Below are 12,215 nucleotides of genomic sequence, written 5' to 3' on the forward strand. Positions count from 1 at the left end.
GGCATTCGCGCGGCGGGTGTGAGTAACAAGAAAAGCTGACGACCCAACGTCATCGACCGCCGCCGCTTCGCCACGCCCGGAAGGAGAAACCCATGGGACAGCGCACGCTTTTGTATGACCTGCACCTGGCGCTAGGCGCCAAGACGGTCGATTTCGGTGGCTGGGACATGCCCCTGCACTATGGCTCGCAGGTCGAGGAGCACCATCAGGTGCGCAGCGATTGCGGCGTCTTCGATGTTTCTCATATGACCGTGATCGATGTCGACGGCACTGATGCCACTGTTTGGCTGCAGCGCCTGCTGGCCAACGACGTGGCCCGCCTCGACGACACCGGCAAGGCGCTGTATAGCCCGCTGCTGAACGAACAGGGCGGGGTGATCGATGATCTGATTGTCTACCGCACTGAAACCGGCTATCGCCTGGTCACCAATGCCGCCACCCGTGCCAAGGTGCTCGATTGGCTGCAATTGCAACGTGCCGGGTTTTCCGTGGACTTCCAGGTCCGCCCTGATCTGGCCATCCTTGCCATCCAGGGGCCGCGTGCCCGCGAAAAGGTCGCGGCCCTGCTCAGCCCCGCGCGCGCTGCACTCATCCGCGAACTGCGCCCGTTCGAGGGCGTTGCCGACGGCGACTGGTTCATTGCCCGCACCGGCTATACCGGTGAGGACGGCCTGGAGATCATCTTCCCGGGCGATCAGGCGGTGGCCTTCTTCAACGACCTGGTCGGCGCCGGTATCGCCCCAAGCGGCCTGGGCGCCCGCGATACCCTGCGTCTGGAGGCCGGCATGAACCTGTACGGCCAGGACATCGACGAAAACCACACCCCGCTCACCTCCAACCTGGGCTGGAGCATCGCCTGGGAACCGGCCGAGCGCAACTTCATCGGCCGTGTCGGCCTGCTTGCGGAAATCGAGCACGGCGTGCAGGAAAAGCTGGTGGGTCTGGTGCTGGAAGAGCGCGGTGTACTGCGCGCCCATCAGGTCGTGCGTGTAGCCGGCATTGGCGAAGGAGAGATCACCAGTGGTAGTTTCTCGCCTACGCTGAGCAAGTCCATTGCGTTGGCGCGCGTGCCTATGGCTACCGGTGATCGGGCCGAGGTGGAAATTCGCGGCAAGTGGTACCCGGTGCGGGTGGTCAAACCGACCTTCGTGCGCCACGGCAAGATTCTGATCTGAACAATTTATAACCGGCGGGCGTACCGCTGAGCCAATCGAGGAATTCAAGACATGAGCAATATCCCCGCCGAACTGCGTTTTGCCGAAAGCCATGAGTGGGCTCGCCTGGAAGCCGACGGCAGTGTGACCGTGGGTATCAGCGATCACGCCCAGCAAGCCTTGGGTGATGTGGTGTTCGTCGAGCTGGCTGAAGTCGGCAAAGTGTTTGGCGCTGGCGACGCTGCGGGTGTGGTCGAGTCGGTCAAGGCCGCTTCGGACATCTATGCCCCGGTCGGTGGCGAAGTGATTGCGGTCAACGAAGAGCTGGCCGATAGCCCGGAACTGCTTAACGAAGAGCCTTACGGTTCGTGGATCTTCAAATTGAAGCCAAGCAACCCGGCCGAGCTGGACAAGTTGCTGGATGCGGCTGGCTACCAGGCGCTGATTGGCGAGTAAGACCGCGTCGCTTGCTTCGCGGCTAAAGCCGCTCCTACACAGGTACAGCGCTGCATTCGAGACGGGTGCAGCCCCTGTAGGAGCGGCTTTAGCCGCGAAGAGGCCGGGCCTGCAAACAAGTTTCCCCGCACAATCGGCAATCCCTTCCTAGACTTGTAAGTCTCCATGAGGCCTGGTCTAGGAAGAGAGCGTCGTCATGTCCCAGTCGCCATCCCTGCATCAACTGCAAGAGCTCAACCCATTTCTGCGCCGCCACCTGGGCCCCGATGCCACAGAGCAGCAGGCCATGCTCAACGCGCTGGGTATCGCCAGCCGCAACGAGCTGATCGAGCAGACCGTTCCCCCAGACATCCGCCTCAATCGCCCCCTCGACCTCCCAGCGGCACTGGACGAGCAAGCCGCCCTGGCCAAGCTCGCCGGTTACGCCGAACAGAACCAGGTCTGGACCAGCCTCATCGGCATGGGCTACCACGGCACCATCACCCCCACGGTCATCCTGCGCAACGTGCTGGAAAACCCTGGCTGGTACACCGCCTACACGCCCTACCAACCCGAAATTGCCCAAGGCCGGCTGGAGGCGCTGCTGAACTTCCAGCAAATGGTCATCGACCTCACTGGCCTGCCTCTGGCCAATGCCTCGCTGCTCGATGAAGCCACCGCTGCCGCCGAAGCCATGGCCCTGGCCAAGCGGGTGGCACGCAACAAGAGCAACGCCTTCTTTGCCGACGAGCACTGCCATCCGCAGACCCTTTCGGTACTCAAGACCCGCGCCGAGGGGTTCGGCTTCGAGCTGATCGTCGATTCTGTGGATAACCTTGCCAAACACTCGGTGTTCGGCGCTTTGCTGCAGTACCCCGACACCCACGGCGAAGTGCGCGATTTGCGCCCGCTGATCGACCAGTTGCACGGCCAGCAGGCCTTGGCCTGCGTAGCCGCTGACCTGCTGAGCCTGGTGGTGCTGGCACCGCCCGGAGAGCTGGGCGCCGATGTGGTGCTGGGCTCGACCCAGCGCTTCGGTGTGCCGATGGGCTATGGCGGGCCTCACGCGGCCTATTTCGCCTGTCGCGACGACTACAAGCGAGCCATGCCGGGGCGCATCATCGGCGTGTCGCGCGATGCCCGTGGCAACACCGCATTACGGATGGCCCTGCAAACCCGCGAGCAGCATATTCGCCGCGAAAAGGCCAACTCCAACATCTGCACGGCCCAGGTGCTGTTGGCCAACATTGCCGGCTTCTACGCGGTGTACCACGGCCCGGAAGGCCTGCAACGCATCGCGCAGCGTGTGCACCGGCTGACCTTCATCCTGGCTGCCGGCCTTGAGGCCAAAGGCATCAAACGCCTCAATCAGCACTTCTTCGACACCCTTACCCTGAATGTTGGTGGTGCCCAGGCGGCCATCATTGAAAGCGCCGAGGCCGCGCACATCAATTTGCGCATTCTCGGTCGCGGGCACCTGGGGGTGAGCCTGGACGAAACCTGCACCGAACAGACGGTGCTGCGCCTGCTCGACATCTTCCTGGGGGTGGATCATGGCCTGGAAATCACCGCCCTCGACCAGCTGGCCCTGCCTGAAGGCATCCCCGCCAGCCTGGTGCGACGCACGCCATTCCTCGCCCATCCGGTGTTCAACCTGCATCACAGCGAAACAGAGATGCTGCGCTACCTCAAGCAGCTAGAGAACAAGGACCTGGCGCTGAACCAGTCGATGATTCCACTGGGCTCGTGCACCATGAAGCTCAACGCCACCAGTGAGATGATCCCCATCACCTGGCCCGGTTTTGCCCAGCTGCACCCGTTCGCCCCGGCGGCCCAGGCGGCAGGCTACAAGGCGATGATCGACGAACTGGAAAGCTGGCTGTGCGCGATCACCGGCTTCGATGCGATCTGCATGCAGCCCAACTCCGGTGCTCAGGGTGAATACGCCGGCCTGATGGCCATTACCCGCTATCACTGCAGCCGCCACCAGCCGATGCGCACGTTGTGCCTGATCCCGTCGTCGGCCCACGGCACCAACCCAGCGTCGGCACAGATGGCCGGCATGGAAGTGGTGATCGTCGATTGCGACAACGATGGCAACGTCGACCTGGCTGACCTCAAAGCCAAGGCGCACGCGGCCGGGGAGCGTCTGTCGTGCCTGATGATCACCTACCCCTCGACCCACGGCGTGTACGAAGAGGGGATACGCGAAATCTGCGATGTGGTGCACCAGTACGGCGGCCAGGTTTACATGGACGGTGCCAACCTCAACGCCCAGGTGGGCCTGGCGCGCCCCGCAGACATTGGGGCCGATGTTTCACACATGAACCTGCACAAGACGTTCTGCATTCCCCACGGCGGCGGCGGCCCGGGTATGGGGCCGATCGGTATCCGCGCGCACCTCAAGCCGTTCGTCGCCAGCCACCCGGTGGTGCCGGTGCCTGGGTTGGACCCGAACAACAGCGCGGTCAGCGCCGCGCCCTGGGGCAGCGCTAGCATCTTGCCGATCAGCTGGATGTATATCGCCGTGATGGGCCCGCAGCTGGCCGACGCCAGCGAGGTGGCTATCCTTTCGGCCAACTACCTGGCCAGCCAGTTGGGCGCGGCGTTCCCGGTGCTCTACCGTGGGCGCAACCAGCGCGTGGCGCATGAATGCATCCTCGACCTGCGGCCGTTGAAAGCGCTGACAGGCATCAGCGAAGAGGACGTGGCCAAGCGCCTGATGGACTATGGCTTCCACGCACCGACCATGTCGTTCCCGGTGCCGGGCACGTTGATGGTGGAGCCGACCGAGAGTGAATCGAAGGCCGAGCTGGATCGGTTCGTCGAGGCGATGCTGGCGATACGGGCGGAAATTGACGAAGTACAGCAGGGCAACTGGCCAGCGGAGAACAACCCGCTGAAACATGCACCGCATACCTTGGCTGATGTCTTGGGGGTATGGGACAGACCGTATAGCCTGGAGCAGGCGGTGGCCCCCAGTGCTCACGTGCGCCAGCACAAATACTGGCCGGCGGTGAACCGGGTAGACAACGTGTATGGGGACAGGAACCTGTTCTGTGCGTGTGTGCCGGTGGAGGCTTATCGCTGAGGTTGGTGTTGGATGCTTCGCGGGTGCCTGTAGGAGCGGGTTCACCCGCGAAGCAGGCGACGCAGTTACTCGGCTACCGCATTCTTGGCCAGGATGGCATTGGCCAACTCCATGTCGGAAGCCTGCATCCCTGGGTTATCTGCCCGTGCCTCGCGCATGGCCGCTTCCAGGAACGGCCCGCGGATCGCGCCTTCGCTGGCGACGAAGCTGCTGGCGTCATCCTGCGCGGCCACTACCAGCTTGTGATCCCGCGAGGTCAGGTAGCTCGACGCCGTGGTAGCACCGGAAGTCATCACGTTACGCCAGAAGGTATCGGCCATGGCCGAGCCAAGAGGCAGCGAAAGCAAGGTAGCGGCGGCAATGGCGGTTTTGAGACGCATGTTGAAACACCTCGAAGGGTGATGGTTGAAGATGCGCGCTTGGATCTTTTCGGGCAAGGCAAGTTCCTTGAATACAAAGGACTTTTCGTCAGTTGCAGACGCGCAGCACTTCCTCGGCACGGGTCTGCCCAGCGGCCACCTTGGCCTCGCCGCAACGGCGCAGATCAACCAGGCCATCGGCCAGCGCCTGGCTCCGCAAACGGGTCAGGTCGGCATCAGGGCCGATCAATGCGCGCAAGGTGTCGCTGGGCTCGAGCAGTTCGAATAATCCCGTGCGCCCCTGAAAACCGGTGCCGCGGCAGGCTCGGCAGGTGGCTGATGAACCTGCCTGGCAGTCGGTGCAGACGGTTCGCACCAAGCGCTGGGCCATCACCCCGATAAGCGTTGCCTTGATCAGGTAGTCGGCCACCCCCAGCTCTTGCAGGCGGGTGATTGCTGCGCAGGCGTCGTTGGTATGCAGGGTCGATAGCACCAGGTGCCCGGTAAGCGCTGCCTGCACCGCCACCAGGGCGGTTTCGCGGTCGCGGATTTCGCCGATCATGATGATGTCGGGGTCTTGGCGCAGCATGGCCCTGACCGCGTTGGCAAACCCCAGGTCCAGCGCGGGCTGCACCTGCAACTGGTTGAAGGCTGGCTCCAGGCGCTCGATCGGGTCTTCGATGGTGCACAGGTTGACCTGTGGTGTGGCCAGCAGTTTGAGGCTGGTATACAGCGTGCTGGTCTTGCCGGAGCCGGTGGGGCCGGTGACCAGGATGATGCCTTGGCGCTGACAAAGCAGGCGCTGCCATTGGGCCAGTTGCTGGCCGTGCAGGCCAAGGCGGTCGAAGCCCTCTTGCAACTGGTGCGGGTCGAACAGGCGCAACACCAGTTTCTCGCCAAATGGGGTGGGTAGGGTCGAAAGCCGCAGCTCCACTTCGCCACCACCGGGTAGGCGGCTTTGCAGCCGGCCGTCCTGCGGCCGTCGCTTCTCTGCAACGTCCATGCGGCCCAGGTGTTTCAGGCGGCTGACGAGGGCCAGGGTGACCCCGGCGGGGAAGGCATAGACGGTGTGCAGCAGGCCATCGATGCGGTAGCGCAGCTGGCCCTGTTCGCGGCGTGGTTCCAGGTGGATATCACTGGCGCGTTGCTCGATGGCGTACTGCAACAGCCAGTCGACGATATGCACGATATGCGCGTCGTCTGCGCTGGCCTCGGCCTGGCGTTTGCCCAGCTCAAGCAATTGCTCAAGTTCCCCCAGGCTCGCCGACTGCTGGTATTGCGCGCCTTTTACCGACTGGGCCAGGCGGTGGAACGACTGCGCTGACTGACGGATCTGCTGCGGGCTGGCCAGTACGCGACGGATCGACCGGCCGAGGCTGCGGGCCAGGTCGGCCTGCCAGTCATTCTGGAAAGGCTGGGCGCTGGCGACGGTGACGCTGGAGGCATCGGCCGCGACGATGAGGATGCCGTGGCGCTGGGCGAAGGCTGGGGAGATCAGGCTGGTGACCTGGGGCAGGTCGAGTTGCATGGGGTCGATGCGCAGGTAGGGTTGGCCGACCTTGTCGGCCAGCCACTGGCAAAGGTGCTCCAAGTCCAGGGGCTGGCCGGGGTGCTTGCGGCTTTCCAGGCTGCAGGCGGCGATGTGCTCCAGCGGGTGGCTAGCGGGGTGGGCAGCGGCGTGTTCGAGTACTTGCAGGGTATCGCTGGCGTGCAGGTGCTGGTCAGCGAGCAGGGCCTGGAGCACGCGCTTGAGGTCGAGTGCGGGGTTGTCGGGGGTGTGCATGGTTGGCGTCCGTGCCTGATCGGGTAGTGCTGATCAAGGCTAGCCGGGCGGCGGGAGGCTATCGGAGGTGAAAGGTTTCGGGATTTTGCTGCGCCTGTACCGGACGCTTCGCGGGTGAACCCGCTCCGACAGAGATCGTACGGGCCTTGAGGTACAGGTCCAGCAGAGAGGGTGGTTCAGACCACTGCCAACGCCACTCGCTGCAAGTTGGTCAGGCTCACCTCACCCACACACACCAGGTTACGCAGTTTCTGTGCAATGACCTCGGCCCGGTGCCAGCTCAACCCGCCAATGCCGATTTCGATATCCAGCCAGTCATCCTGCTGGCTGACCTGCACGCTATGCGGGGTCAGGAACTGCAAGGCGAACAGGTTGAGCACCCGGCACAGGCTATCGGGCTCGGCCTCGGCCTGCAGGCGATAGTGCACGGTGCTGTGGGCGTTGGTGGCGGCCCAGGCGTCGGTACGGGGCTGTGCGTTCATGCTGGTCTCCGCAAATGAGGGAGAAATTCTTGCACGTTGGTGGCGGTATTTTTTCGCTATGATTGGGTGATTTCGCCTTATTGGTGAATTTTTTTATTCAAAAAAATCTGATATGGAGAATAAACAATGCACAGCGAGCTGGATGCCTACGACCGTCGCATCCTCGAACTGCTGCAGGAGGACGCTTCGCTGTCCAGTGCACAGATCGCCGAGCGCGTCGGGCTGTCGCAATCGCCGTGCTGGCGGCGCATTCAGCGCTTGAAGGAAGAGGGGGTGATTCGGGGGCAGGTGACCTTGCTGGACCGCAAGAAGGTCGGCCTGAACACGCAGATTTTCGCCGAAGTGAAACTGAACGCCCACGGGCGCTCCAACTTCACCGAGTTCACCGAGGCGATCCGCGGGTTCCCTGAGGTGCTGGAGTGTTATGTACTGATGGGGGCTGTGGACTTTCTGCTGCGCATCGTCACGTCTGACATCGAGGCCTACGAGCGGTTCTTCTTCGAAAAACTGTCGAACGTGCCGGGGATTCAGGAGGTGAATTCGATTGTGGCGCTTTCCGAGATCAAGTCCACCACTAGCCTGCCGCTATCGCGGTGAGGCCATTCGCGGGTAAACCCGCTCCTACACCGGTGTGGTCATTCGCGGGTAAACCCGCGCCTACACCGGCCTCACGCCTGGCGCGAACCTTTGTAGGAGCGGGTTTACCCGCGAAGCAGGCGACGCGGTATCACGCCTTGAGCAGGTGCTTCCAGCCGCGGCTCTGGTCCACCGCCCGAGCCTGTTCGATACGCGCTTCCAGCACTTCATCGCTGATGGGCTGCTCGGCCAGCTCGTGCAGCTTTTTCAGGTCGCCGTACAAGCGGTCCATTTGCGGCGCTTCCAGTATTTGGCGGGCGTGGTGCAGCCAGGCCAGAAGCTGCTCGATACGTGGCAGCTGCTCGGCCAGGTCTTCCGGGCGCTGGGTGTACAGCGGCAGCTTCAGCGCGCGGCCTTCCTCACCCAGCAGGTGCACCAGCCAGCTGGCCAACTGCGCCTTGCCCTGGCGTTCGCCGCGGCCCTTGCGCTCTGCGGTCCAGGTCCGGGCCATCAGCCAGCGTGAGGTTTCCAGCGAGAACTGGCCCCAGCGTACGTCTTCCAGTTCTTCGGTGAACTGCTCGGGCGCGGCGCGACGGATGTCTTCGTCATCGTTGCCGGCCTGCACCAGCGGGCGCCAGTCTTCAAGCAAGGCATCAAGGCTGGCGCGCAGGTCGCGGGTGGTGGCGCGCGGTGCTGCCTGGCCCAGGCTGGCGGTGAGCGCGCGCAGCTCGCTCAGGCACTCGACCCAGTCCTGGAGCAGGCGCCAGTGGCCGTTGTGGCGGTACTGCTCGGCCAGGCGCTGGCTGCTGCCCAGCAGTTGCCAGGCGAGGGCGGCATAGGCGTCGTCCAGGGCCATTTCGGCTTCCAGCGCAGTGTGCGGCAGGTCCAGCTCGTAGCTGTCCGGTTCCAGCAGGCGGTAACCGCGCTCAGCCTTGCTGATGTCGCACGGCATCAGTGGCAGGCTGGCGGCCAGCTCTGCGGCCAGTTCCAGCAGGGCTTGCGGTTCACCTTCGCGCAGTTCCAGCTCCAGCTCGCAGATCTCTTCCTTGCGCTTGCCGGCGATCACGAAGCCTTGGTCCAGTGCAGCCTCGATCACCACCTTGCTCTTGCCACGGCCCCAGGCGATTTCGGCGTATTCACGGCTGAAGTCGGTGGTGAACAGCGGCTTGATGGTTTTCTTGTCCAGGTTGGCCAGTTGCTCGGGCCAGCAGGTGGCGTCCAGCTTCTTCAGGTCGAGCTTGACCTTGTCCAGGTTCCATTCGTACTCGTTGCGCTCGGACAGGCCGGCCACGCTCTGGCCGCGGCACTTGAGGGTTTGAATGACAGCGTCGCCATCGCGGCGCAGGCGCAGGGCGACACGGGCGGCGGACAGCTCACGCTCGGGGGTGTCGAAGTACTGGTTGAGCAGTTCACGGGTCTGCCAGCCGGACTTGTTGCGCTTTTTCAGCAGAGGGTGCTCGCGCAGGGCGGCAAGGGTCTCGCGGCTGGCGCGGAGCTTCAGTTCGGTTTCTTTGTGCATCACAGACTCGAAAGAGGGGGCGTGGTTGGCAGAGAGTCTACAGCAGTCAGCCCTCAACGGTTTATTCCAGACAGCGGATAGTCCTATGATGGGCAACGTTTCCGAGGAGTACGCGCATGCCGTTGCCGACGCTGAAAGACCAGTTTGCCGCCTTGATCGCCGCGCCTTCGGTCAGCTGTACCCAACCTGCGCTGGACCAGTCCAACCGCCAGGTTATCGACCTGCTGGCCGGTTGGCTGGGCGACCTGGGTTTCAAGTGCGATATCCAGCAGGTCAGCCCCGGCAAGTTCAACCTGCTGGCCAGCCGTGGCACCGGCCCGGGAGGGCTGGTGCTGGCCGGGCACAGCGATACCGTGCCCTATGACGAACAGCTGTGGGCCAGCGACCCGCTGAAGCTGACCGAGACCGATGGCCGTTGGGTCGGCCTGGGCAGCTGCGACATGAAGGGCTTCTTTGCCCTGGTCATCGAAGCGGTCATCCCGCTGCTGGAGCACGACTTCAAGGAGCCGCTGCTGATCCTTGCCACCTGCGATGAAGAAAGCTCCATGTCCGGCGCCCGTGCCCTGGCCGAGGCCGGCCAGCCACTGGGCCGTGCAGCGATCATCGGTGAGCCTACCGGGCTGCGGCCGATCCGCATGCACAAGGGCATCCTCATGGACCGCATCGACATCCTCGGTCGCAGCGGCCATTCGTCGGACCCAAGCCTGGGCCGCAGCGCCATGGAGGCCATGCATGCGGTCATGGGCGAGCTGATGGGCCTGCGCCAGCAGTGGCAACAAACCTATAGCAACCCGCAATTCACCGTGCCGACCCCGACCATGAACTTCGGCTGCATCCACGGCGGCGACAACCCCAACCGTATCTGCGGCCAGTGCGCCCTGGAGTTCGACCTGCGGCCGCTGCCGGGCATGGACGTGGACCAGCTGCGCGCGGCTATTCGCGAAAAGCTGGTGCCCGTGGCCGAGCGCCATGAGGTGCGCATCGACTACGCGCCGCTGTTCCCGGAGGTGCCGCCATTCGAGCAGGCTGCCGATGTCGAGCTGGTACAGGTCGCGGAGCGCCTGACCGGCCATCGCGCTGAAGCGGTGGCGTTCGGCACCGAAGCACCTTATCTTCAGCAACTGGGCTGCCAGACCATCGTGCTGGGCCCTGGCGACATTGCCTGTGCCCACCAGCCCGGCGAATACCTTGAAATGTCACGAATCGAGCCTACCGTGCGTCTATTGCGTGACTTGATCCGGCACTATTGCCTGCACTAAACGTCAATCGAACTGATTCGTTCCTGCCTAGAGGAGACCGCGCGTGACCGCAAGCCTGTTCCGACGATGATCCTGAACGCCCCCTGCATCGCCGTTCTCCGTCCACTTATCCACAGGCCCTGTCATGCCCGATTACGTCAACTGGCTGCGTCATGCATCCCCCTATATCAATGCCCATCGCGACTGCACCTTCGTGGTCATGCTTCCTGGCGATGGGGTGGAACACCCTAATTTCGGCAATATCGTCCACGACCTGGTGCTGCTGCACAGCCTCGGCGTGCGGCTGGTGCTGGTGCATGGCTCGCGCCCGCAGATCGAAAGCCGGCTGGCCGATCGCGGCCTGACCCCGCACTACCACCGGGGCATGCGTATTACTGATGCGGCCACCCTGGACTGCGTGATCGATGCCGTCGGCGCCCTGCGCCTGGCCATTGAAGCGCGGCTGTCGATGGACATCGCCGCTTCGCCGATGCAGGGCTCGCGCCTGCGCGTGGCCTCCGGCAACCTGGTCACCGCGCGGCCGATCGGCGTGCTCGAAGGCGTGGACTACCACCACACTGGCGAAGTGCGCCGGGTCGACCGCAAGGGCATCAGCCGCCTGCTCGACGAGCGTTCCATCGTGCTGTTGTCGCCCTTGGGCTACTCGCCTACCGGGGAAATCTTCAACCTGGCCTGCGAAGACGTGGCTACCCGCGCGGCCATCGAACTGGGCGCCGACAAGTTGCTGCTGTTCGGCGCCGAGCCGGGCCTGTTGGACGCTGACGGTAGGTTGGTGCGCGAACTGCGCCCGCAGCAGGTTGCTCCGCATCTGCAGCGTCTAGGCAGCGACTACCAGGGCGAACTGCTGGATGCTGCGGCCGAGGCTTGCAAAGGCGGTGTGGCGCGCAGCCATATCGTCAGCTATGCCGAGGATGGCGCGCTGCTCACCGAGCTGTTCACCCGGGGCGGTGGCGGTACGCTGGTGTCGCAGGAGCAGTTCGAAGTGGTGCGCGAGGCGACCATCGAGGACGTCGGTGGCCTGCTGGAGTTGATCAGCCCGCTGGAAGAGCAGGGCATCCTGGTGCGCCGCTCGCGCGAAGTGCTGGAGCGAGAGATCGAGCAGTTCAGTGTGGTCGAGCGCGAGGGCATGATCATCGCCTGTGCGGCGCTGTACCCGATTGCCGATTCCGAAGCCGGGGAGCTCGCTTGCCTGGCGGTGAACCCGGAGTACCGCCATGGCGGGCGTGGCGATGAGCTGCTGGAACGCATCGAGAGCCGGGCACGGCAGATGGGCTTGAGTACTTTGTTCGTGCTGACTACGCGCACTGCGCACTGGTTCCGCGAGCGCGGCTTTGCGCCGAGTGGCGTGGAGCGGCTGCCGGCGGCGCGGGCTTCGCTGTACAACTACCAGCGCAATTCGAAGATTTTCGAGAAGCCCCTGTAAGCCTGGGCCGCCCTCTTCGCGGGCACGCCCGCTCCCACAGGTAAGTCACAGGCTTCAGCCCTCGAAATTACCCTGTGGGAGCGGGCGAGCCCGCGAAGAGGGCGACACCGGTCTCAAACAAAAACGCCGCCCTT

At 63.9% G+C, this 12,215-nt stretch carries 10 protein-coding genes; 6 read left to right on the forward strand and 4 right to left on the reverse strand.

The genetic code is table 11. The features are described from left to right. The first annotated feature begins 92 nt into the window (after positions 1 to 92). The 3 genes from gcvT to gcvP all read left to right on the forward strand — a co-directional run bounded on the left by gcvT (position 93) and on the right by gcvP (position 4,680). On the forward strand, positions 93 to 1,175 hold the full coding sequence (gene gcvT / locus C4Q27_RS12845) for a glycine cleavage system aminomethyltransferase GcvT (RefSeq protein ID WP_020191592.1): 1,083 nt from the start codon (positions 93 to 95) through the stop codon (positions 1,173 to 1,175). A 51-nt stretch (positions 1,176 to 1,226) separates the two neighbouring features. Continuing rightward, on the forward strand, positions 1,227 to 1,610 hold the full coding sequence (gene gcvH, locus C4Q27_RS12850; protein WP_020191591.1) for a glycine cleavage system protein GcvH: 384 nt from the start codon (positions 1,227 to 1,229) through the stop codon (positions 1,608 to 1,610). 196 nt (positions 1,611 to 1,806) lie between these two features. Beyond that, positions 1,807 to 4,680, forward strand: a complete 2,874-nt coding sequence (gene gcvP, locus C4Q27_RS12855) for an aminomethyl-transferring glycine dehydrogenase (RefSeq protein WP_104886919.1) — start codon at positions 1,807 to 1,809, stop codon at positions 4,678 to 4,680. Positions 4,681 to 4,745: 65 nt separating this feature from the next. Here gcvP and C4Q27_RS12860 read toward each other — a convergent pair whose 3' ends face one another. The 3 genes from C4Q27_RS12860 to C4Q27_RS12870 all read right to left on the reverse strand — a co-directional run bounded on the left by C4Q27_RS12860 (position 4,746) and on the right by C4Q27_RS12870 (position 7,304). Beyond that, entirely contained in the window at positions 4,746 to 5,060 is a 315-nt protein-coding gene (locus C4Q27_RS12860) for a DUF2388 domain-containing protein (protein WP_064491286.1), read from the reverse strand. 88 nt (positions 5,061 to 5,148) lie between these two features. Then, positions 5,149 to 6,822 carry a GspE/PulE family protein gene (locus C4Q27_RS12865; RefSeq protein ID WP_104886920.1) on the reverse strand — a complete coding sequence of 558 codons (1,674 nt, stop codon included), beginning with the start codon at positions 6,820 to 6,822 and terminating at the stop codon, positions 5,149 to 5,151. Between the two features lie 176 nt (positions 6,823 to 6,998). Next, positions 6,999 to 7,304: a hypothetical protein gene (locus C4Q27_RS12870; RefSeq protein ID WP_003253715.1), complete on the reverse strand. Its 306-nt coding sequence runs from the start codon at positions 7,302 to 7,304 to the stop codon at positions 6,999 to 7,001. Positions 7,305 to 7,430: 126 nt separating this feature from the next. Between C4Q27_RS12870 and C4Q27_RS12875 the strand changes: the two genes are divergently transcribed. Next, on the forward strand, positions 7,431 to 7,901 hold the full coding sequence (locus C4Q27_RS12875) for an Lrp/AsnC family transcriptional regulator (protein WP_003253717.1): 471 nt from the start codon (positions 7,431 to 7,433) through the stop codon (positions 7,899 to 7,901). 130 nt (positions 7,902 to 8,031) lie between these two features. Here C4Q27_RS12875 and C4Q27_RS12880 read toward each other — a convergent pair whose 3' ends face one another. Then, a complete protein-coding gene (locus C4Q27_RS12880; protein ID WP_104886921.1) occupies positions 8,032 to 9,399 on the reverse strand; it encodes an inorganic triphosphatase in 1,368 nt (455 codons plus the stop codon). 116 nt (positions 9,400 to 9,515) lie between these two features. Here C4Q27_RS12880 and argE point away from each other — a divergent pair, with 116 nt between their 5' ends. Both argE and argA read left to right on the forward strand, forming a co-directional pair. Continuing rightward, on the forward strand, positions 9,516 to 10,658 hold the full coding sequence (gene argE, locus C4Q27_RS12885) for an acetylornithine deacetylase (protein ID WP_020193884.1): 1,143 nt from the start codon (positions 9,516 to 9,518) through the stop codon (positions 10,656 to 10,658). A gap of 124 nt (positions 10,659 to 10,782) precedes the next feature. Then, complete coding sequence (gene argA / locus C4Q27_RS12890; RefSeq protein WP_003253723.1) at positions 10,783 to 12,081, forward strand: amino-acid N-acetyltransferase; 1,299 nt, start codon at positions 10,783 to 10,785, stop codon at positions 12,079 to 12,081. Positions 12,082 to 12,215: the final 134 nt, after the last annotated feature.

The organism is Pseudomonas sp. SWI36, assembly GCF_002948105.1.
Classification (GTDB): domain Bacteria; phylum Pseudomonadota; class Gammaproteobacteria; order Pseudomonadales; family Pseudomonadaceae; genus Aquipseudomonas; species Aquipseudomonas alloputida.

Bases quoted from the DNA above. Each gene is read 5' to 3' on its own strand.
- gcvT (WP_020191592.1), top strand. From the start codon at position 93: ATGGGACAGCGCACGCTTTTGTATGACCTGCACCTGGCGCTAGGCGCC.
- gcvH (WP_020191591.1), top strand. From the start codon at position 1,227: ATGAGCAATATCCCCGCCGAACTGCGTTTTGCCGAAAGCCATGAGTGG.
- gcvP (WP_104886919.1), top strand. From the start codon at position 1,807: ATGTCCCAGTCGCCATCCCTGCATCAACTGCAAGAGCTCAACCCATTT.
- C4Q27_RS12860 (WP_064491286.1), bottom strand. From the start codon at position 5,060: ATGCGTCTCAAAACCGCCATTGCCGCCGCTACCTTGCTTTCGCTGCCT.
- C4Q27_RS12865 (WP_104886920.1), bottom strand. From the start codon at position 6,822: ATGCACACCCCCGACAACCCCGCACTCGACCTCAAGCGCGTGCTCCAG.
- C4Q27_RS12870 (WP_003253715.1), bottom strand. From the start codon at position 7,304: ATGAACGCACAGCCCCGTACCGACGCCTGGGCCGCCACCAACGCCCAC.
- C4Q27_RS12875 (WP_003253717.1), top strand. From the start codon at position 7,431: ATGCACAGCGAGCTGGATGCCTACGACCGTCGCATCCTCGAACTGCTG.
- C4Q27_RS12880 (WP_104886921.1), bottom strand. From the start codon at position 9,399: ATGCACAAAGAAACCGAACTGAAGCTCCGCGCCAGCCGCGAGACCCTT.
- argE (WP_020193884.1), top strand. From the start codon at position 9,516: ATGCCGTTGCCGACGCTGAAAGACCAGTTTGCCGCCTTGATCGCCGCG.
- argA (WP_003253723.1), top strand. From the start codon at position 10,783: ATGCCCGATTACGTCAACTGGCTGCGTCATGCATCCCCCTATATCAAT.